The 20,203-nt window shown below is 71.3% G+C and carries 22 protein-coding genes; 7 read left to right on the plus strand and 15 right to left on the minus strand.

Translation table 11 applies throughout. The features are described from left to right. Positions 1 to 79: 79 nt before the first annotated feature. From lpxK to A2790_RS11855, 8 genes are all read right to left on the minus strand, one after another. Positions 80 to 1,069, minus strand: coding sequence for a tetraacyldisaccharide 4'-kinase (gene lpxK, locus A2790_RS11820; RefSeq protein ID WP_293391647.1), 990 nt, complete (start codon positions 1,067 to 1,069; stop codon positions 80 to 82). After that, on the minus strand, positions 1,066 to 2,310 hold the full coding sequence (locus A2790_RS11825; RefSeq protein WP_293391650.1) for a 3-deoxy-D-manno-octulosonic acid transferase: 1,245 nt from the start codon (positions 2,308 to 2,310) through the stop codon (positions 1,066 to 1,068). Before A2790_RS11825 ends, lpxK begins: the two co-directional genes overlap by 4 nt. Then, positions 2,307 to 3,281: a cation diffusion facilitator family transporter gene (locus tag A2790_RS11830; protein WP_293391654.1), complete on the minus strand. Its 975-nt coding sequence runs from the start codon at positions 3,279 to 3,281 to the stop codon at positions 2,307 to 2,309. Before A2790_RS11830 ends, A2790_RS11825 begins: the two co-directional genes overlap by 4 nt. A 12-nt stretch (positions 3,282 to 3,293) precedes the next feature. Then, the gene (locus tag A2790_RS11835) at positions 3,294 to 4,022 is read right to left on the minus strand and encodes a lysophospholipid acyltransferase family protein (protein ID WP_293391657.1); all 729 of its coding nucleotides are present in this window, start codon (positions 4,020 to 4,022) and stop codon (positions 3,294 to 3,296) included. Beyond that, positions 4,019 to 5,794, minus strand: a complete 1,776-nt coding sequence (locus A2790_RS11840; RefSeq protein WP_293391660.1) for an ABC transporter transmembrane domain-containing protein — start codon at positions 5,792 to 5,794, stop codon at positions 4,019 to 4,021. The genes A2790_RS11835 and A2790_RS11840 overlap by 4 nt, the downstream gene beginning before the upstream one ends. Before the next feature lie 159 nt (positions 5,795 to 5,953). Then, positions 5,954 to 6,598: a hypothetical protein gene (locus tag A2790_RS11845; protein ID WP_293391662.1), complete on the minus strand. Its 645-nt coding sequence runs from the start codon at positions 6,596 to 6,598 to the stop codon at positions 5,954 to 5,956. An 86-nt stretch (positions 6,599 to 6,684) separates the two neighbouring features. Continuing rightward, entirely contained in the window at positions 6,685 to 7,251 is a 567-nt protein-coding gene (locus A2790_RS11850; protein WP_293391665.1) for a sigma-70 family RNA polymerase sigma factor, read from the minus strand. Between the two features lie 152 nt (positions 7,252 to 7,403). Next, positions 7,404 to 8,390: a glycine zipper 2TM domain-containing protein gene (locus tag A2790_RS11855; RefSeq protein ID WP_293391668.1), complete on the minus strand. Its 987-nt coding sequence runs from the start codon at positions 8,388 to 8,390 to the stop codon at positions 7,404 to 7,406. A 306-nt stretch (positions 8,391 to 8,696) separates the two neighbouring features. Here A2790_RS11855 and A2790_RS11860 point away from each other — a divergent pair, with 306 nt between their 5' ends. The 4 genes from A2790_RS11860 to A2790_RS11875 all read left to right on the plus strand — a co-directional run bounded on the left by A2790_RS11860 (position 8,697) and on the right by A2790_RS11875 (position 11,362). Further along, positions 8,697 to 9,209 (plus strand): GNAT family N-acetyltransferase, encoded by a 513-nt coding sequence (locus A2790_RS11860; RefSeq protein WP_293391670.1) that lies wholly within the window; start codon positions 8,697 to 8,699, stop codon positions 9,207 to 9,209. An 11-nt stretch (positions 9,210 to 9,220) separates the two neighbouring features. Then, positions 9,221 to 9,637: a nuclear transport factor 2 family protein gene (locus A2790_RS11865; protein WP_293391673.1), complete on the plus strand. Its 417-nt coding sequence runs from the start codon at positions 9,221 to 9,223 to the stop codon at positions 9,635 to 9,637. An 8-nt stretch (positions 9,638 to 9,645) separates the two neighbouring features. Beyond that, positions 9,646 to 10,449, plus strand: coding sequence for an AraC family transcriptional regulator (locus A2790_RS11870; RefSeq protein ID WP_293391676.1), 804 nt, complete (start codon positions 9,646 to 9,648; stop codon positions 10,447 to 10,449). 229 nt (positions 10,450 to 10,678) lie between these two features. Further along, complete coding sequence (locus A2790_RS11875; RefSeq protein WP_293391679.1) at positions 10,679 to 11,362, plus strand: sulfur transferase domain-containing protein; 684 nt, start codon at positions 10,679 to 10,681, stop codon at positions 11,360 to 11,362. A gap of 161 nt (positions 11,363 to 11,523) precedes the next feature. Here the strand turns inward: A2790_RS11875 and A2790_RS11880 are convergent, their stop codons facing one another. The 6 genes from A2790_RS11880 to A2790_RS11905 form a co-directional block, all read right to left on the minus strand. Further along, complete coding sequence (locus A2790_RS11880; protein ID WP_068875685.1) at positions 11,524 to 11,766, minus strand: DUF4170 domain-containing protein; 243 nt, start codon at positions 11,764 to 11,766, stop codon at positions 11,524 to 11,526. A gap of 33 nt (positions 11,767 to 11,799) precedes the next feature. After that, a complete protein-coding gene (locus A2790_RS11885) occupies positions 11,800 to 12,588 on the minus strand; it encodes a 3'(2'),5'-bisphosphate nucleotidase CysQ (protein ID WP_293391683.1) in 789 nt (262 codons plus the stop codon). Further along, positions 12,585 to 13,916: a TldD/PmbA family protein gene (locus tag A2790_RS11890; protein ID WP_293391685.1), complete on the minus strand. Its 1,332-nt coding sequence runs from the start codon at positions 13,914 to 13,916 to the stop codon at positions 12,585 to 12,587. Before A2790_RS11890 ends, A2790_RS11885 begins: the two co-directional genes overlap by 4 nt. A gap of 118 nt (positions 13,917 to 14,034) precedes the next feature. Then, entirely contained in the window at positions 14,035 to 14,424 is a 390-nt protein-coding gene (locus A2790_RS11895) for a DUF559 domain-containing protein (protein ID WP_293391688.1), read from the minus strand. Positions 14,425 to 14,526: 102 nt separating this feature from the next. Further along, positions 14,527 to 14,928, minus strand: a complete 402-nt coding sequence (locus A2790_RS11900; protein ID WP_293391691.1) for an MAPEG family protein — start codon at positions 14,926 to 14,928, stop codon at positions 14,527 to 14,529. A gap of 9 nt (positions 14,929 to 14,937) precedes the next feature. Beyond that, positions 14,938 to 16,464, minus strand: a complete 1,527-nt coding sequence (locus A2790_RS11905; protein WP_293391694.1) for a UbiD family decarboxylase — start codon at positions 16,462 to 16,464, stop codon at positions 14,938 to 14,940. 56 nt (positions 16,465 to 16,520) lie between these two features. Between A2790_RS11905 and A2790_RS11910 the strand changes: the two genes are divergently transcribed. Further along, positions 16,521 to 16,742, plus strand: a complete 222-nt coding sequence (locus tag A2790_RS11910) for a hypothetical protein (RefSeq protein ID WP_293391696.1) — start codon at positions 16,521 to 16,523, stop codon at positions 16,740 to 16,742. Positions 16,743 to 16,745: 3 nt separating this feature from the next. Further along, on the plus strand, positions 16,746 to 17,342 hold the full coding sequence (locus tag A2790_RS11915; protein ID WP_293391699.1) for an acyloxyacyl hydrolase: 597 nt from the start codon (positions 16,746 to 16,748) through the stop codon (positions 17,340 to 17,342). An 84-nt stretch (positions 17,343 to 17,426) separates the two neighbouring features. Here the strand turns inward: A2790_RS11915 and A2790_RS11920 are convergent, their stop codons facing one another. Beyond that, complete coding sequence (locus tag A2790_RS11920; RefSeq protein ID WP_293391701.1) at positions 17,427 to 18,389, minus strand: calcium-binding protein; 963 nt, start codon at positions 18,387 to 18,389, stop codon at positions 17,427 to 17,429. 142 nt (positions 18,390 to 18,531) lie between these two features. Between A2790_RS11920 and A2790_RS11925 the strand changes: the two genes are divergently transcribed. Continuing rightward, positions 18,532 to 20,202: a DUF1800 domain-containing protein gene (locus A2790_RS11925; protein WP_293391705.1), complete on the plus strand. Its 1,671-nt coding sequence runs from the start codon at positions 18,532 to 18,534 to the stop codon at positions 20,200 to 20,202. Position 20,203: the final 1 nt, after the last annotated feature.

A 20,203-nucleotide genomic window follows, 5' to 3' on the forward strand; every position in this document is an offset into this window, starting at 1 on the left:
CTGGGCGGCGGCGAGCTCTGCATGCTCGAGGATATAGGCGACCGTTACGACACATCCGGTCGCATCCGCGCGCGGCGCGTCAGCGTGGCCGGCCGAGCAGGGCGTTCAGCGCCGGCTCATCCTGGAAGACGGCGCGGACAGGCCAAGGCGTGATCCGGCCCCGCCAGGCGGCGGGCAGGCGGGCCCAGTCCTTCTCGGTGGTGACCAGGCCGGCGCCGAACTGGGCGGCGCGGTCCGCGAGCCGGCGCAGGGTGGCCTCGTCGTAGGCGTGGTGGTCGGGGAACGGCCAGAAGTCCCTCAGGTCGCAGCCGGTGGCCTGCAGCGCGCGCTCCACCTTCCAGGGCTTGCCGACGCCGGCGAAGCCGACCTGCGGGCCGGCGGGCGGCGGCGCCGCGGGCGCGAGGCGGGCCACCAGGATCGGGACGGCGGCGAGGGCCGCGAGAAGGTCCGGCTCCGGGGCGTCCAGATCGCCGGGCAGCAGAACCACGGCGGCGTCCGCGCGGGCCAGGCCGACCTTGAGGGGCTCGCGCATCGGGCCGGCCGGGAACACCCGGCCGTCGCCGAAGGGCCACTCGCCGTTCCGCGTCTCGCCGTCGATCACGACGAGCGACAGGGTCTTCCGCACCGATGGGTTCTGGTGGCCGTCGTCCATGACAATGACCTTTGCGCCGGCGCGAGCGGCGGCCAGGGCGCCGGCGGCGCGGTCGCGGGCGACCCACACGGGCAGATCCTGGGCCAGCATCAGGGGCTCGTCCCCGACGTCGGCGGCAGTGTGGCGGGCGGGGTCGACCAGGACCGGGCCGGCCAGTGCGCCGCCGTAGCCGCGGGACAGCACCGCGCCGCCGAGGCCTCGGGCGATCTCGCGGACGATCGGGGTCTTGCCGGTGCCGCCCACGGTGAGGTTGCCGACGCAGATGACCGGGACGCCGGGATCGACCGGGCGGCCGCGGGCGATCCGCCGGGCCGTCGCGGCCGTCCAGACCAGCGACAGCGGCCACAGCAGCAGACGCGCTACGGCGCCGGCCTTGCCGTCGCGGCTATACCACCAGCGGGGCGTGGCGAGCTTCATTTGGGCAGCAACGGTTCGAGCTGGGCCAGGGCCTGGTCCAGCGCCGCGCCCTGGCGGCGGGCGTAGGCGAGGGCGGCCTCGCCCATCCGCCGGGCGATGGTGGGATAGGCCAGCAGCCCACGGACGTGGCGCTCCAGGGCGGCCATGTCCCCAGCCTCGATCGCGGCCGCGTGCGCGAACAGGTCGGCATAGGCGTCGGCGGCGTTGAAGGCGTGCGGCCCGGTCAAGATCGGCCGACCGATCCGGGCGGGCTCCAGCGGGTTGTGGCCGCCGACGCCGGGGACGAAGGCGCCGCCCATGATCACCACCTCGGCCAGGCGGAAGAACAGGCCGAGCTCGCCCAGGGTGTCGGCGAGGTAGACCGGGCCGTCCGGCGCCTCGCCGGCGCTGCGGCGCGTGGCGGCCAGCTCGCGGGCCAGGTCCGCGCCGCGGTCGGGATGGCGAGGGGCGATCACCAGCAAGGCCTCGGGCGCGGCGCGGCGCACCGCCTCGGCGATCGGCGCTTCCTCGCCGGGATGGGTGCTGGCGGCGAGCACGACCTTGCGGCCGGCGATGGCCGCGCGCATCCGGCCCAGTTCGGCGTCGTCGGCGGGCAGGGGCTCGCCCACCAGCTTGAGGTTCAGCCCTGGCCCGGGCACGCCGCCCAGACGCCGGATGCGCGCCTCTGTGGCCGTGTCCTGGGGCAGGATCAGGTCGAAGGCCCCGATCAGCGCCCGCGCCGATGCGGGCCATCGAGCCCACCGCGTGGCGCTGGCCTCGGTCATCCGGGCCGACAGCAGGGCCAGGCGGGTCCCGCGCGCCTTGGCCGCCAGGATCAGGTTGGGCCAGATCTCGCTCTCGACGAAGACGGCCAGCGCCGGCTGCCAGTGATCCAGGAACCGTCGCGCCGCGCCCGGCGTGTCGACGGGCGCGAACTGGTGGATCACGCCCTTCGGCAGGCGGGCCGTCAGCAGCCGGGCGGCGGTCACCGTGCCGGAGGTCACCAGCAGGGTCAGGCCCGGCCGGCGCGCCCTGAGCGCGGCCACCAGGGGCAGGAGCGAGGTGGTCTCGCCGACGCTGACGCCGTGCAGCCAGACGAGCGGGCCGGCCGGCCGGGGGACGCCGGGGCGGCCCAGGCGCTCGCCCAGGCGGTCCGGGTCCTCCTTGCCGCGGCGGGCGCGGCCGCGCAGCAGGGCCGGCGCGAAGGGCTCCAGCAGGCCGGTCGCCGCGCCGTAGAGGGCCAGCGGGAGGGTGCGCTTCACACCACCTCGGCGGGCGCGAGGCGGCAGGCGTGGGCCGCGTCGGTCTCGACCTGCAGGGTGGCGTGGCCGATCTTGAACCGCGCCTCCAGGCCCTCGCAGGCCAGGTGGAGGAAGCGGTCGCCGTCGCTGTTGGCGGGGCGCAGGATGTGGGCGGTCATGGCCGTCTCGGTGGTGGACAGCGCCCAGACGTGCAGGTCGTGGACGCCTTCGACGCCCGGCAGGCCGGCGAGGTAGCGGCGGACGGCCTCGACGTCGATGCCGCGCGGGGCGGCGTCGAGGGCGAGGTCGGCGGAGTCGCGCAGCAGGCTCCACGTGCCCAGCACGATGACCCCCGCGATGATCAGGCTGAGGGCCGGGTCGATCCAGAGGACGCCGGTGCGGGCCATGAGGAAGGCGCCGGCCACCACGGCCAGCGAGACGCCCGCGTCGGCCGCCATGTGCAGGAAGGCGCCGCGGACGTTCAGGTCGTCGTGGCTGCCGCGCATGAACAGCATCGCCGTCGCGCCGTTGATCAGGACGCCCAGGCCGGCCGTCAGCATGACGATGTCGGAGTCGATGGGGGCCGGGGTTCCCAGGCGGCGCACGGCCTCGGAGACGATGGCGCCCACCGCGATCAGCAGCAGGATGGCGTTGGCCAGGGAGGCCAGGATGGTGCCCTTGCGCAGGCCGTAGGTACGCCGGCCGCCCGGCGCGCGCCGGGCGAGGATCGTGGCGCCCCAGGCCAGCAGGAGGGACAGCACGTCGGAGAGGTTGTGGCCGGCGTCGGCCAGCAGGGCCAGGGATCCGGTCCAGAGGCCGGCCGCGACCTCCGCCGCCACGAAGGCGGTGTTGAGGATCACCCCGATGGCGAAGGCGCGGCCCATGTTGGCCGGGGCGTGATGGTGGTGGCCGCCGTGGCTGTGGCCGTGGTCATGACCGTGGTGGTCATGATCGTGCGCGTGGTCGTGATGCTCGTGCGCGGGGTCGGCCATCGGGCCTATGTCTCACCGACCGGGCAGGGGATCAATGTGCGGGCGTCCCACCAGCGCTTCCGCACGGCGGGTCGCCGCCGAGAGGCGCGCCGACCAGTCGGCGATCAGCCCGGCGATTACCGCCTCGTCCGCATCGGCGGGGACGTGGAGCGGCCCCTCCCACACCACGGCGCCGCGGCCGAAGGGGGCGGCGAACATCACCTTGTCCCAGGTGCCGGCGAGCTGCCAGGCGGGGTTGGCGGCGATGCCCATGAGGAACACCGGCTGGCCCGAGCGCCGGGCGATCTGCAGGGAGCCGGCGGCGATCACCTCGTTGGGGCCACGCGGTCCGTCGGGTGTCACGACCAGGGCGCCGCCCTCCTTCACCCAGGCGGTGGCTTCGCGGATGGCCGCCACCGCCTGGCGGGCCTTGGCGGCATCGCCCTTCTTGGCCGAGGAGACGCGGATGGCGGGGAAGCCGGACATGTCGAGGGCGCGGGCGATGAATTCGCCGTCCGCGGAGGGGGAGACCAGGCAGCGGGTGCGCTTGCGCCACCACTGCGGTGCGGTGGCCAGGCACAGGGGGATGCGGCCGTGCCAGAAGAGGGCGATGGCGCCGGTCGCATCGTCGGCCAGCACCGGCTCGACGCAGGCCAGGTTCTCGTGCCGCCAGCGGACGGTGCGCAGCAAGAGGCGCAGGTAGGTCCCCAGCACCCAGCCGAGGAACCCCTGGACGCCGTCGCTCCGGAGAAACGCCTTCAAGCCGCCGGCTCCGCCTCCAGGTCCTGGCTGCGGGCCAGGCGCGCGTAGAGGCCGCGCTGCTGCATGAGGGTGTCGTGGTCGCCGGTCTCGACGATGCGGCCGCGGTCGACGACGTAGATCCGGTCGGCGCCGCGGACGGTGGAGAGGCGGTGGGCGATGAGGATGGTGGTGCGCCCGGACATCAGCCGCTTCAGCGCCGCCTGGACCTGGGCCTCGCTCTCGGTGTCGAGGGCGCTGGTGGCCTCGTCGAGGAGGAGGATCGGCGCGTCCTTGAGGAAGGCGCGGGCGATGGCGATCCGCTGCCGCTGGCCGCCGGAGAGCCGGGCGCCGGCCTCGCCCACCAGGTTGTCGTAGCCCTCGGGCAGGGCGGCGATGAAGTCGTGCGCCGCCGCGGCGCGGGCGGCGGCCGCCACCTCCGCCAGGCTCGCCTCGGGGCGGGCATAGGCGATGTTGGCGCGGATGGTGTCGTCGAAGAGGAACGGCTCCTGGGTGACGAGGGCGATCTGGTCACGGAGCGAGCCGAGGGTCACTTCGCGCACGTCGGTCCCGTCCAGCAGGACCCGGCCGGCGCTGACGTCGTAGAAGCGCGGGATCAGGTTGAGGATGGTGCTCTTGCCGCCGCCCGAGGGGCCGACCAGGGCCACGGTCTCGCCGCGGCGGGCCTCCAGGCTGACGCCGTCCAGGGCGGGCGGGCCGTCTCCGCCGTAGGAGAAGCCGACGTCCTCGAAGCGGATGTCGCCGTCGGCGCGGCCGAGGGTCTTGGCGCCGGGCCGCTCGCGCACCTCCGGCTCCACGTCGAGGGCGGCGAACAGGCGGCGGGCCGCGGACATGCCCTCGGCGAACACGGTCTGCAGGTTGGCGAGCTGGCGCAGGGCCTGGGAGGCCATGGTCAGGGCCGCGATGAAGGAGAAGAAGGCGCCGGCGTTCATCTCGTTCTGGGTCGAACGCCAGCCGGCGTAGGCGAACACCACCGCCACGATCAGCGTCATCAGCAGTTCGGTGGCCGGCGCGGCGCGGGCCCGGGCGTTGGCGCCCTTGGTGAGGTGCTTCTGGCGGCGCTTCACCACCTCGGCGACGCGGGCCTCCTCATAGGCCTCGCGGTTCTCGATCTTGACGACGCGGACGCCGTCCAGCCCCTCCATTATCGCCGAGGAGAGGGCGGAGGTCTCCTCCATGGCGCCCTTGGCGGCCTTGGTCGTGCGCTTGGAGAACCGCCGCATGATCACGCCGGCGATGGGCACGGCGCCCAACAGCACCAGCGACAGCATCCAGTCGTTGGCCACCATCACCAGCAGCGCGCCGACAAAGATCAGCAGGTTCTGGGTGTAGTTCACCACCCCGGCGGTGGCGGCCTCGCGGATCAGGCCGGCGTCGTAGAGCACCGAGGAGACGAAGGCGCCGGAGTGCTGGGCCCGCAGGTGGGCGAGGTCGGCGCGCACCAGCTTGCCGAACAGCTGCACCTGGACGTCGCCGACCACGGCGTTGCCGATGCGGTTGACGAGGGTGGCCTGGATCACCTGGGCGAGGCTGCGGGCCAGGGCCAGGGCGGCGATGGTGAGGGGCAGGACCAAGAGGGCGCCGGGCTTGCGGAACACCAGGAGGTCGTTGGTGGCCGGCTCGATGACGCGGACCAGCTCGGCGCTGCACCAGGCCACCACCACGGCGGCCAGCATCGCCACCGTCCAGCCCTTCCAGCGCGGCGCCATGTAGATGCGCGCCACCCGGGCGACCAGCGCGCGGGCGGACAGCTCCGGCTGGGCTGGCTCGCTCATAGGGCTGGGGTCCGACGTTGCGGCGCGCAAGTCAAGCGCGGGAGGGAACCCGCAGAAAACGCAGAACACGCAGAAGGCGCCGGGGAAGGCTGCCTGCCCCCGGGTCGTTCTGCGTCGTCTGCGTCTTAAGATGATGTCAGGAAGGCGCGGGGGCGCCGATCAGGCAGAACTTCGCCAAGTGTGGAGGGGCGAGGCCGATGGCGGCAGCGTGAGTGGCGGTCGCGGGAGCGCGGCGGCGCCCAGGAGCGCGGATCGGCGGGCGGCCGGCAGCGCCGGGGCCGGGTTGTTCCCCCTCCACCGTCCTTCGGCCGGTCCCCCTCCCCCTGCGGGCGAGGAGATGGGGGCGACGGGGGGCTCGATGTCGAGGTCGTGGCGGATGCCGGCGATGCAGGTCTCGACCGCCGCGTGGACGGCTTCCAGGTCCGGGTGCTCGGCCTGCAGCAGGCCGTCGAGCTCGTCCAGTGTGTCGTCGGCGTCGCTGGACTCGTACTCGTCCCAGCCGATCCGTTCGGAGGGCGGGCGCGGCGGGGCGGGCGCTCGGGTCGGGGAGGGCGGCGCGGTGGCGACGGGGGCGCGGTCACGCTCCAGTCGGCGCGCCTCCTGCGCCAGCCGGAACTCCAGCGCCAGGGTCTGGCGCACGGCGCGCGACGCGCGATGGAAGGCAAGGCCGAGCTGCGCCTGGGTCTGAGGATCGCGGGCCTGCAACATGGCCTCGCTCAGCCGGCGCACCATGGTCATCCCGACCTCGGCCAGCTCCGCCAGCACGCGGCCGTGCCGCTCGCCCATGTCGATCCCGTCGGACATGAACAAAAAGAGAACATAGACAGCGCGACGAGTCAAATCTGTTCTGGGGAAGCCCGGCCGCGCAGAGGCGAAGGCGGACCTCGACGTCAGGCGGCCAGCGGCAGAGCGCCGGCGCGTTCGCATTGCGCCAGGATGTCGGCCATGGCCGAGCTGGGCCGCAGCGCGTCCTTCGGCACGACGACGCCGGCCAAGATCCGGCCGAGTTGGCGGCGACCTCGGCTCGCCCGGCTCTTCACCGTACCCACGGGACAATCACACATCACGCTGGCTTCCTCGTAGGAGCAGCCCGCCGCCCCGACCAGGATGACGGCCTCACGCTGCTCGTCGGGCAGCAGCAGCATCGCGCGCCGCAACTCGTCCAACTCGAGGGTCGCACTGGGATTGGAGATCGCGACCAGTGACTCCTCGGCCATCCGCTGGTCGAGGGCGACATTGCGCCAGGCGACGCGGCGCTCCGAATAGAACTGGTTGCGCATGATGGTGAGCACCCAAGCCTTGAGGTTCGTGCCGGGCCGATAGCTGGCCTGCGCCGTCCAGGCCCTGAGCAGGCCGTCCTGGGCAAGGTCTTCCGCCGCCGTCATGTCGCGGCACAGGCCGCGGGCGAAGGCTCGCATCTGCGGAATCAGCGCCGTGAGGTCCTTGGAGAAGGTCATGGGGTCGAGGCTTTCGTGGTGATCCGCGGGGCTCTGGGGGGCAGCGCCTCGGATTCTCGCATTCCAACGCGTTCCGGGCCCGCCCTGCGGGCGTCCGGGAAGATCCCCGCGCCGTCGAGCGGCGCGGGGCTGCTGTCGTAAGCCTTACGGTCTCAGTACTGGCGGACGGGGCCGCGGCGCATGTCGCGGACGTCGTCGGACAGGGTGTCCAGCTTGGCCATGATCATCCGCTGATCGCGGGGCCGGAGCTCTCCGCCGCGACGGCGCAGGCTGCGTTCCTCGCGGCCGATCGCCGCCAGGCTGCGCAGGGCCCGGTCGCCCTCGAAGCGGGACAGGGAGCCGTCGTTCAGGCCGCGGCGGATCCGCTCGTCCAGCCAGGCCTGACGGCCCGGAATGTCGGCCGGGGCGTTCGCCCGGCCGCCGCCGCGATACGGCGCCTCGACCATGATCCACCGGCCGCGAGCGTCGTAGTAGCCCGTGACCTCGCCGCGACGCCATTGGCCGTTTTCGTAATAGCCGGGCTGCACGTCCGAGGGGCGCGGAGCGCGGCCGGCGATCCAGCGGCCGTTGACGTCGTAGCTGCCGGTCGCGGGGCCGGGGATCCAGCGTCCGCGGGTGTCGTAGCGCCCGCTGGCGGCGCCCGCGACCCAGCGGCCGTCATCCGCGTAGTAGCCGTTGGCCGACGCGGGAATCCAGCGTCCGCGGCTGTCGGTATAGCCGGCGGCCGAGCTGTCGCTGCCCGCCACGGTCCAGCGGCCCGAACTGTCGTAGTGACCGTTCGGCGCGCCATCGACCCACTGGCCCTCACGGTCGTAGTAGCCGCGCGCTTTCTGCGGGCTGACGGTGCTGGCGTGCCAAGCGCCGCCGTTGTCGTAGTAGCCGTAGGCGTGCGCGCAATCGGCGCCGGGCTTGGAGACCTGGTTGCCGATGAGGCCGCCGCCGAGGCCGCCGACGACAGCGCCCGCCGTGCGGTCGCCCTTTCCGGCGATGGCGCTGCCGAGCAGGGCGCCGATACCGGCGCCGGCGATCGTGCCGACCGCCTGCTGGGAGCGCCGCTGCTCGCAGCTTTGCTGGGCGAACGCGAAGGAAGGAATGAGGGCCGCGGCGGCGATGCCGGCGACCAATAGGTTCTTGTTCATTTTTTGGAATCCTGGAGGGGGATCAAACCCACTCCCTGAAATGTATATAGCACAATATGATCTCATTTGATCAATAAATGTTGCGATATCGGAGATATTGTTTCGACGTAAGTTCTAGGATGGTATTTCAGCTTTTGTGTCCAACGGAAATCGCAGCGCAAGAAGAACTGCAATTCTTGCTGACATAGTCTTTCCGGGTGACTCTTCTTGCGGATTGTCCGGCTCGCAGCCGCGCGCGCAAAATCGTCCAAGACGGAGATGGCGCCGGTCCCGGATTGTAGGGTCTGCGACAACAGAGACCCCTCCATGCAGACCCTGCGAAACTGCGCCCCCAGCGACCGGCCGGAGATGCTTGAGGTCATCAACTCGGCCGCGCGCAAGTACGAGGGCGTGATCCCCGACGACTGCTGGCGCTGGCCCTATATGCGCCCCGAGGAGCTCGACGGAGAGATCGCCAAGGGCGTCGAATTCTGCGGCGTCTGGGCCGGGGACCGCCTGTGCGGGGTGATGGGCTCCCAGGACCGGGGCGAGGTCGTCCTGATCCGACATGCCTACGTCCGGCCCGCCGAGCAGGGGCGCGGCGTCGGGCGCCGACTGATCGAGCGCCTCTGCGAGAGCGCCCGCAAGCCGCTGCTGGTCGGAACGTGGGCCGCGGCGGACTGGGCGATCGGGTTCTACGCGCGCCATGGCTTCGTCCGCGCCGCCGCCCCGGAAGCCGCCAGCCTCCTCGCCGCCTATTGGACCGTGCCCGCGCGCCAAGCGCAGGCGTCCGTCGTCCTGGCCCGCCCCGCAGTTACCGAAGACCTCTCCAGAGCCTGAGGAAAGCCGCCTTGCTTCGCACCCCACTCATCGCCGTCGCCGCAGCGTGCCTTGCGATGCACGTCCAGGCCCAACCCGCCGAAAGCTCTCCGGAAGCGGTTGTCCGAGCCTATGCCGACGCCGCGAACCGTCACGACGTGGATGGGTTCGTGGCCTTCTACGCGCCCGAGATCCGCAAGTACCGCTTTCCCGCCGAATTCCGGGGCGAAGGCGTACAGCGGTATCGGGACGCCTATCAGAAGTCGTTCGCTGCGAACCCGAACCTGAAGGTCGAAATCCTCCACCTCGTTGTGCTGGGCGACAAGGTCGTCTCCTACGATCGCGTTACGGGGCTTGCGGACGGGCGCACCGCTGATGAGGTTACGGTGTATGAAGTTCGGGACGGCAAGATCGTGAACATGGTCGCCGTGGAGCGATTGGTCCGGTAGCGCACGCCATGCCCAAGGAGGACGTCCATTCTGCGGTGATCCATCCGGCGCGGCTCAACGGCGTCGAGGTGGTGGACCTGGTGTCGGCGCGGGCGTTCCCGCGGCATGCCCACGATCAGTTCGGCCTGGGCGTCGTCATCTCGGGGGCGCAGCGGTCGTGGAGCGGGCGCGGCGCGGTGGAAGCGGGCGCCGGCGACGTCATCACGACCAATCCCGGCGAGATGCATGATGGCGTGCCTGCCTCGGGCGCGCCCCGCGCCTGGCGAATGATCTACCTCAACCCGTCCGTTGCCGGGCCCCAGCTGGGCGCGGACGCCGAGATCACGCAGCCGGTGATCCGCGATCATAAGCTGCGCCATGCGGTGCTTAACCTGCTCCACACGGCGAAGGCGGCGACAGAGTCCGACGCTCTGGCCGTCGAGGAAGCCCTGGTGCAGACGCTTGCGCTTCTGGCCGCGCGCTACGCCGCTGCGGGCGAGAGGCCGGCAGGGGTAGGCGGCGGCAAGCTCGCGCGCGCCATTGCCCGCCTGAGGGACGATCCGGCGGCCGCGGTGAGCCTCGAAGACCTCGCGCACCTCGAAGGCCTGAGCGCCTTCCAGTTGCTGCGGACCTTCGTGCGCGAACTGGGGATCACGCCCCATGCGTACCAGACGCAGCTCCGGATCAGGCTGGCCCGCCGGCTGCTGGCCGAGGGGCGCGCGCTGGCCGATGTGGCGTATGCGGCCGGCTTTTCAGACCAGAGCCATCTGAACCGCGTCTTCCTGCGGCAGGTGGGGCTGACGCCGGGCCGCTACCGCGCCGCCCTGTCTTGAGCGTCTTCGGCGTGTTCTGCCGGGCGGATTGGCGAGGGGCCGCCGCCGGGGGCCTAACCGTCGCCGACGACGGACCAATCCCGCGGTTCAAGGCACAAGCTCCAGCAGCGAGCGCACCTCGAGCTTCTGATGCACCGAGCGAGCTGGTTGCGGCCTCCCGCGGTTTGACCTTCAGCCTGCGCTGTCGCGGGGGCTTTCGCGGGGTGGCGGGTGGCCTTACCTAGGCGGCATGACGGACGCGCGCGCCGAGGACCGCTTCGACCTTGCGACCCCCGTGGGGCGGGCGAAGACGTACCTGGACTATCTGTGGAACGACCATGCCTATCTGCGGCTGGGATTTTCCAACGCGCACTGGATCAGCGAGGAGCTGGTGCGGGCGAACCAGCCGTGGCCGCACCAGATCGCCGAGTGGAAGGCGCGGGGGATCCGGACGATCGTCAACCTGCGCGGCGGGTTCGACGCCAGCTTCCACGCCCTGGAGAAGGACGCCTGTGAGCGGCTCGGGCTGAACTTCGTGAACTTCACGATCACGTCCCGCGAAGTCCCGTCGCGGGAGCGGGTGCTGGGGGCCAAGCGGCTGTTCGAGACGCTGGAGTATCCCGCCCTGATGCACTGCAAGTCCGGGGCGGACCGGGCCGGCATCATGAGCGTGTTCTACATGCACTTCCGGCAGGGGAAGACGATCCGCGAGGCGCTGGAGCAGCTGTCGCTCAAGTACCTGCACATCCGGCACGGCAAGACCGGGGTGCTGGACTATACCTTCGCCCGCTACCTCACCGAGGGCGAGCCGGCGGGGATGAGCTTCCTCGAATGGGTCGAGAGCCCGATGTACGACCCGGCCGGTATGAAGGCCGACTTCCGCACCAACATGTGGGGCAACCTGCTGACCGAGCGCGTGCTGCGGCGGGAGTAGCATTCCTCCCCCACAGGGGGAGGTGGCGCGGAGCGCCGGAGGGGGCTTCCACTCAGACGGCTCACTGGCAACCTGCTGCGCGAGCGCGCGGCAGCGTCACGTTCTGAGCGGAAGCCCCCTCCGTCGGCGTTCGCCGACAGCTCCCCCGACGGGGAGCAATTCTAGTGTTCGTGGTCGTCGTCGGCGCCGGGGGTGAGGAGCTTGTGCGCGTGGATGATGAAGTAGCGCATCAGGGCGTTGTCGACGGTCTGCTGGGCCTTGGCGAGCCAGGCTCTACGGGCGTCCTGATAGGTCGGGAAGGCGCCGACCAGGTCGATCTTGGTCAGATCCTTGAACTCTGGCGCCCCTTCGAGGGACTTCAGTTCGCCGCCGATGACGAGGTGGAGAAGTTGTTTGTCGGGCATGATCGGTTCTTGAGGATTTCTTTTCGCGTGAAGTCAATTACGCGCGCCGATATGCCCAACCCGCTCCAGAATCAATGGGGCCAGGGCCTGGGTGCAGCAGATCAGGCTCGCCTGTGACGGTCTGGCGCGGTTATAGCGGAAACCTTCGCCCGTGTGGTCGCCCACGAAGCAGCCGGCCTCGCGGGCGATGAGGTCGCCGGCGGCCACGTCCCAGTCGGCCTTGCGGACCGGCGCCACGGCGGCGTCGAACTCGCCGGCCGCCACCAGGCACATGCGGTAGGCCGTGGAGTTGCGCTGCTCGACGCGCATCGAGGGCCAGGCGGTGGGCCAGGACCAGTGGGCGAAGACGACGGGATCGCCGACCATGCCGCAGTCCTCAAGGGCCGCGGCGGCGCTGGGGCGGATCGGGGCGCCGTTGAGCGTGGCGCCCGTCCCCGCAATCGCCGCATAGGTCTCGTCCATCTCCGGCGCATAGACCACGCCCGCCACCGGCAGGCCGTCCTCCACCACGGCGATGGCCACCGACCACCAGGGCCGGTCCTTCAGGAAGGCGCGGGTGCCGTCGATGGGGTCGACCACGAAGATCCGGCGGCGATTGAGGCGCTCGCGGTCGTCGGCGGTCTCCTCGGAGAGCCAGCCGTAGTCCGGGCGGGCGGCGCGCAGGCGCGTGGTCAGCAGGCGGTCGGCGGCGAGGTCGGCGTTGGTGACGGGCGTGCCGTCGTCTTCCTTATATTCGATGGCCAGGCCCTGGCGGCGGAGGGTGCGGGCGAGGTCTCCCGCCTCCCGGGCCGCATCCAGGATCAGGCTGAGGTCGTCGGTCATCGGCCCGCGATGGCGAGCGCATCCACCAGCAGCGAGGGGGCGTTGGCCGAGCCGCGGATCTCCAGGTCGGAGCCCGGCACGATGCGGCCGAAGATGTCGAGCAGGTTGCCCGCCACGGTGATCTCGTTGACCGGGTAGGCGATCACGCCGTTCTCGAACCAGAAGCCCGAGCAGCCCACCGACCAGTCGCCGGTGTTGCCGTTCAGCGAGGGCCCGAACATGGAGGTGATCAGCAGGCCGGCGCCGGCGTCGCGCATCAGCTCCGCCTGGTCCTTCTCGCCCGGCTGGAAGGTGAGGTTGGACGTGGAGACGCCGGGCGGGCCGGCGAGGCCGCGCGAGGCGTGACCGGTGGTGGTGAGGCCGAGCTGGCGCGCCGAGGCCGAGTTCAGCAGCCAGGTGGTCAGGACGCCGTCGTCGATCAGGTGGCGCTTCTCGTTCGCCACGCCCTCGTCGTCGAAGGGCGAGGAGCCCAGACCGCGGGGGCGGTGCGGGTCGTCGACGATGTGGACGCCCTTGGCGAAGATCTGCTCGCCCAGCTTGTCCTTCAGGAACGAGGTGCCGCGGGCGATGGACGGGCCGGAGATGGCGCCGATCAGCGGGCTCATCAGCGAGCCGGCCAGGCGGTTCTCGAAGATCACCGGGGCGGTGGTGGAGGCGATCTTGCGGGCGCCCAGGCGCTGGGCGGCGCGGCGGCCGGCCTCGGCGCCGAGGGCCTCGGGGCTGGGCAGGTCGGACTGCCAGCGGGTGGAGCGGCCGTCGTACCCGGTCTCCATGGTCTCGCCGTCGCCGGCGATGGCCGAGGCGCCGATGTGGAAGCCCGAGGCGCGGTGCACGCCGGTGAAGCCGCCGCTGGTGACCATGGTCCACTGCGAGGCGGACCAGGAGCCGCTGCCGCCGTCGGAGTTGGTGACGCGGGGCACCGCGCGGGCGGCGGCCTCGGCGATGCGGGCGCGCTCCTCCAGGCTTTCGGGCGTGGGCTCGGCCGGGTCGAAGAGGTCGAGGTCGGGGCGGGGACCGCGGGCCAGGTGCGCGGGGTCGGCGAGGCCGGCGTAGGGATCCTCGGGCGCGAGGCGGGCCATGGCCACGGCGCGCTCCACCAGCTTGGCCCGCGCCTCGGGCGAGATGTCGGAGCCGGAGACGGTGGCCTGCCGCTTGCCCACGAAGACGCGCAGGCCCAGGTCGCGCGACTCCTCGCGCTCGACCTCTTCCAGTTCGCCGGTGCGCACGGTGATCGAGAGGCTGCGGCGCTCGGCGCCGACGGCTTCGGCGGCGTCGGCCCCGGCCCTCAGCGCGGCGGCGACGACGTCGTTCAGCAGGGTTTCGTCCATCGACGGGATATGGCCGAGCGGGGGGGCTGGGACAAGCGGTGCGTCGCCGCATGCGCCTCCTCTCCCCCCGCGACGCGGAGAGGGAGAGGGTAGGGAGAGGGCGGCTGGGCCACCGGTATTACGCCGTGGTCCAGCCAGAATCCTCTCGTTCGCCGCCGCATGCGGCCAGGATCGTCACGCAGACACCGTCGCGGTTGGTCAGCACCTCGTGGTTCCAGAACCTGAGCACCCGCAGGCCGGAACGTTCGATGTAGCGGGTCCGCCGCGCATCGTAGTCCACCTGCCCAGCGTGCTGGGAGCCGTCGACCTCGACGACGAGCCGCGCTTCGATAGAGAGAAAATCCAGAAAGTAGGGCCCCCACGGCGCCTGCCGCTTCCAGCGCCAGCCCCCAAGGCGACGGGCGCGGAGCGCGTTCCAGAGGCGGGCTTCGGCGTCGGTGTCGTTCCGGCGGAGCTCACGCGCTCGCTCGATGGTCGCGACGCGATGGAGGGTTCGGACCTTGCCCACGGTAGTGACGTGAACATTTGAGGAACTTCGGTGCAAGTGGAAAGTCGGAGCCGCCCTCTCCCTACCCTCTCCCTCTCCGCTTCGCGGGGGGAGAGGAGGCGCTTACGGGATGGCGTAGAACAGGAGGGCGGCGGCGGTGGCGATGTAGCTGATCCAGGTGGCGAGGACGCCGGCGGCGCGGGGCCAGGAGGTGCCGGTGGAGCGCGAGAGGCCCACGGCGTGCAGCACGCGGCCCGCGAAGAGGGTCAGGCCGATGGGATGGATCAGCAGGGCTGGGGCGCCCACCAGCGCGAGCAGGCCGAGGCCGGCCAGGGCGGCGGGGATGTATTCGGTGGCGTTGCCGAAGGCGCGGATGGCCTGTTTCAGGGCCGGCACGCCGCCGTCGCCGATCTCCACGTGGTGCTTGCGCCGCTGGCGGGTCACGAGGACCGAGAGCACCAGCAGGAGGATGAGGCAGAGGCCGGCCCACAGGGCGGCGGCGTGGGCGGAGGCGGCGGGGTCCATGCGGCTGCCTTAATCCACCGGCCGGCCGTCGCCCGGCAAGCCCAGCTTCGCCCACTTCTCCGTGACCTTGGCCACCGTCTCGGCGTCCATGCCCAGCTTTTCGCCCCATTCGCGGTGGGTTTCGGGCGGCCATTTGTTCGTGGCGTCGAGGCCGATCTTGGACCCCAGGCCGCTCTCGGGCGAGGCGAAGTCGAGGTAGTCGATGGGGGTGTTCTCGACCACGGTGATGTCGCGGGCCGGGTCCATGCGGGTGGAGATGGCCCACATGACGTCCTTCCAGTCGCGGGCGTCGATGTCGTCGTCCACGACGATGACCCACTTGGTGTACATGAACTGGCGAAGGTAGCTCCAGACGCCCAGCATCACTCGCTTGGCGTGGCCGGGGTATCCCTTCTTCATCGAGACCACGGCGATGCGGTAGCTGCAGCCCTCGGGCGGCAGCCAGAAGTCGACGATCTCGGGGAACTGCTGCTGGAGGAGCGGGATGAAGACCTCGTTCAGCGCCTCGCCCAGCACCGAGGGCTCGTCCGGCGGCCGGCCGGTGAAGGTGGTGAGGTAGATCGGGTCCTTGCGCATGGTCACGGCGGTGACCTGGAAGACCGGGAACTTCTCGACGCTGTTGTAGTAGCCGGTGTGGTCGCCGTAGGGGCCCTCGTCGGCGTAGTCGTCGAGGTGGACGTAGCCCTCCAGCACGATCTCGGCGTGGGCCGGCACCATCAGGGGCACGGTCTTGGCGGGCACGAGGTCCAGCTTGGCGCCGCGCAGCAGGCCGGCGAACTGGTACTCCGACAGGGTGTCCGGCACCGGGGTCACCGCGGCCAGGATCGTGCCGGGGTCGGCGCCGATGACGGCGCAGGCGGGCAGGGGCTCGCGCTTGCCTTGCGCCTTCCAGCGGCGGTGGTGCTGGGCGCCGCCGCGGTGGGCCAGCCAGCGCATGATGGTCCGGTCCTTGCCCAGCACCTGCATGCGGTAGATGCCGAGGTTGTAGTCGTCCTCGCGGGCGTCGGACGGGCCCTTGGTGACCACCAGCGGCCAGGTGATCAGCGGCGCCGGCTCACCCGGCCAGCAGGTCTGGATCGGCAGCTTGGTGAGGTCGATCTGGTCGCCCTTCAGCACCACCTCCTGCACCGGGCCACTCTTCCGGACCTGGGGGCGCATGCCCATCACGGTCCTGGCCAGGGGCAGCATGTCCCAGGCGTCCTTGAGGCCGCGGGGCGGCTCGGGCTGGCGCAGGAAGGCCAGGAGTTCGCCCACGCTGCGCAGCTCAGCGGCGGTGGTGCGCTCCACGCCGTCCAGGGTGACGCCCATGGCCACCCGCTTGACCGTGCCGAACAGGTTGACGAGGCATGGCATGGTCGAGCGCTCGCCGTCGGCGCGGGCCACGTTCTCGAACAGAACGGCCGGCCCGCCGGTGGCCAGCAACCGGCGCTGAATCTCGGTCATCTCGAGGACTGAGGAGACCGGCTCGGTGACCCGGACCAGCTCGCCCGCGGCTTCAAGCTTGGCCAGGAATTCGCGCAGCGACCGATAAGCCATGTTTTCTCCTCGGGCGGCGGTTTACCTGCGCCCCGCGATGCGGTCTAGGATCGCCCATGCCCCGCCTGGACCTCGACGACCTGCCGCCGAAGATCGCCGCCCTGCTGACGGGCTTGAGCGAAGGCGAGGAGCTGTTGCTGGTGCAGCACGGGGCGGTGGTGGGCCGGCTGGCAGCCGGGCCCACCGCAACAGAGGCGCAGGCGTCCGCCGTGGAGCCGGGGCCGCGGATGGCCGAGGTGTTCGAAAACTTCCGCTCGGCGATCGAGGACGAGTTCTAGCCCATGTCGCGCACCCTGCTGATGGCGCTGGTCTGCGCCGCGACGGTGGGCGCGAGCGCGGCGCGGGCCGGGGAGGTGTTCCTGGGCGCCTATGCGCACGACGTGGACGACGGCATCTCCTACGGAAAGTTCGAGGATGGGGCGCAGATCGTCGGGGGCGTGCGGACCACGGCGCTGGACGAGCTGAAGTTCCTGGGCAGGCCGCGGGTGCACCTTCTGGCCGGGGTGAACACCGCGGGCGGGACCAACTATGCGGCGGCCGGCCTGGCGTGGCGCTTCAACCTGTCGGAGCGGGTCTACGTCCAGCCGGGGATCGGCCTGGCCATCCACGACGGACGGGTGAACCTGCCCTCGCCCGACGCGCCGGGCCTCACGCCCGAGGAGCGGCTGAAGCGGCTGCGCGATTTCCAGACCAAGCTGGACCTGGGCTCGCGCGTGCTGTTCGAGCCGGAGCTGTCGGTGGGCTGGAAGGCGACCCGGCGCCTGTCGGTGGAGCTGTCGTGGATCCACCTCAGCCACGCCAAGCTGGCGGGCGACTACAACCCGGGCGTCGGCGACGTGGGCGTGCGGCTGCTGTACCGCTACGGGCTGGACCGCTAGAGCCTTCCCCGAGGAAGGCTCTATCTCTTTGATTTTGAGCGCAATCTGATCGCCGAACCGGCTTCCACTTCGGCGGATTGCGCTCTAGGCGAGGAAGATACTGCCCGCGGGCAGGGTGGACATCGTCACGCCGACGAGGACGACCTGGCCGGCGCTGAGGGTGATGACCGTGTCGGCGCCCACCTGGCTCACCGAATAGGCCGTCCCGGGGTCGAGCTGGACGCGGTCGCCCTGGGCGACGCTGAAGTCCAGCACCCGGTCGGCGCCCGCGTCGGCGGAGGAATGGAAACGGTCGGCGCCGAGGCCGCCGGTCATAGTGTCGTCGCCGCGGTCGCCCGAGACGAAGTCGGCGCCGCCGCCGCCGCTCAAGGTGTCGGCGCCCTGACCCCCGCGGACCACATCGTCGCCCTCTCCGCCGTCGCAGGTGTCGGCGCCGAGGTTGCCGTAGACGAGGTCGCCGCCCTCGCCGCCGTAGAGCAGGTCGTCGTCCTTGCCGCCCACGACCCAGTCGCCGCCCAGGCCGCCGCTCAGGACATCGTTGCCCATGTTGCCGTTGGTGTCGTCAAAGTCGCTGCCGCCCTGGATGCTGTCGTTGCCGGCGTCGCCGCGCAGGTAGTTGGAGCCCGACACCTCGGACAGGAAGTCGTCGCCGGACCCCGCGTTGATCGTGTCCGCGCCAGCGTAGCCGCCCAGGCGGTCGGCGACGCCCGAGCCCGCGATCATGTCCGAGTCGCCGAAGATCCCCGCCTTGGTCGCCGCATTGTCGCCGGCGACCACCCAGGCGCGGAAGCTGGCCGCGGGCAGCGACAGGCCCGAGATCTGGTAGGCCGGCGCGCCGCCGATGCTGACGGCGATGCCGGTGATCACGCCGGCGGTGGGCGGGCCGGACGCCGCGAACTGGAACCCCGAGCCCGAAAGCTGGATCGACAGCCCGCCGACGACGAACGCCGCGCTGTCGGGGCCGGCGCCGGACGGCGCGCTGGCGGCCAACGGCCCGAGGTCCAGAAGGTCGAGGTCGACCCCGGCGGCGGCGATGAAGCTGGCCATTGGTTCTCCTGTGGCGAAGGAGCGAGGATGCCGCAACGTGCAAGCTTCACAAAGCGGCGGCGCGAATAGGCTATAAGGGGCGTCGTCTGGGCCAACCGTGGGGGTGGGGCGTTTGAAGCTGGGGAAGGGTCTCGGGCGCGGCATGCGCCTCTGGGTCGGGATGCTGGCCGCCCTGTCCGTCGCCGCCTGCAGCGGCGTGCGGAGCGCGGGCGATGGCGCGCCGCCGACGTCGGACGAGGCCGCCCGGTTCCTGGCGCAGGCCAGCTATGGCGCCAACGATGCGGCGATCGCGCAGGTGAAGGCGGCGGGGTACTCGGGCTGGATCGACCAGCAGATGACGATGGCGCGCCCCACCACCCACCAGGCGGAGCTCGAGGCGCGGCTGGCGCAGCTTCGGGCCAGCAATCCCACCGCCACGCTGAACCCCGCCGACTTCTACTATTCCTATTGGGGGCAGGCGATCTCGGGGCCGGACCAGCTGCGCCAGCGGATGAAGCTGGCCCTGTCCGAGATCTTCGTCATCTCGCTGACCGACAACAACGTCGATACCCGCGGGGCGGGCTCGTACTACGACATGCTCGGGGCGAACGCCTTCGGGAACTTCCGCACCCTGCTGGAGCAGGTGACCCTGCATCCGATGATGGGGATCTACCTGACCTGGCTGGGGAACCAGAAGGAGGACCCGGCCACCGGCCGCAAGCCGGACGAGAACTACGCCCGCGAGGTCATGCAGCTCATGACCATCGGGCTCTATCAGCTCAATCTCGACGGGACGGTCAGGACCGACGGCGCGGGCCGGCCGATCCCGACCTACACCTCCGACGACATCGCGGGCCTGGCCAAGGTCTTCACCGGCTACAGCTACTACTCGCCGACCCCGAACCTCACCACCTTCCGGGGCGGGCAGAAGCACGCCGATGCGGCCGTCCGCTCGATGATCCCCTATCCGGCCTACCACTCCACCAGCGCCAAGAGCTTCCTCGGCGTGACGATCCCGGCGTCCGGCTCGGCCGATCCGTCGGGCGACCTGAAGATCGCGTTGGACACGCTGTTCAACCACCCCAACGTCGGGCCGTTCATCTCCAAGCAGCTGATCCAGCGGCTGGTGACCAGCAATCCCAGCCCGGCCTACGTCGCCCGGGTAGCCCGGATCTTCAACAACAACGGCGCCGGCGTGCGCGGCGACATGAGCGCCGTGGTCCGCGCCATCCTGCTGGACGAGGAGGCGCGCAGCGCCGCCGTCGCCATGGGCGTGAACTATGGCAAGCTGCGCGAGCCGGTCGTCCGCGTGGCGCACTGGGCCCGGGCGTTCAACGCCACGTCGCAGACGGGGAACTGGCTGATCGCCTCCACCAGCGCGAACACCTCCCTGGGTCAAAGCGCCCTGACCTCGCCCTCGGTGTTCAATTTCTTCCGTCCCGGCTACGCGCCGCCCAATACGCGGGTGGGCGCCGCCGGCCTGGTCGCGCCGGAGTTCCAGATCGTCGACGAGGTGACGGTCGCTGGCTACCTCAACACCATCCAGTCCGTCATCGACGCCGGCGCGGGCGCGGCGACCAACGGCGCGCGCGACGTGCGCAGCAGCTATGCGGCCGAGACGGCCCTGGCCGCGGATCCCGGCGCTCTGGTCGACCGGGTAAACCTGCTGCTGCTGAACGGTCGCATGTCGCCCGTGCTGCGGACCCGCATCGTCGAGGCGGTGGGCGGCGTCAGCCTGCCGGCGACCGGCAGCCAGGACGCGGCGCGGTTGAACCGGGCGAAGCTCGCGATCTACATGACCATGGGCTCGCCCGAATATCTGGTGCAGCGATGAG

The organism is Phenylobacterium sp. RIFCSPHIGHO2_01_FULL_69_31 (assembly GCF_001824475.1).
Lineage (GTDB): Bacteria > Pseudomonadota > Alphaproteobacteria > Caulobacterales > Caulobacteraceae > Phenylobacterium.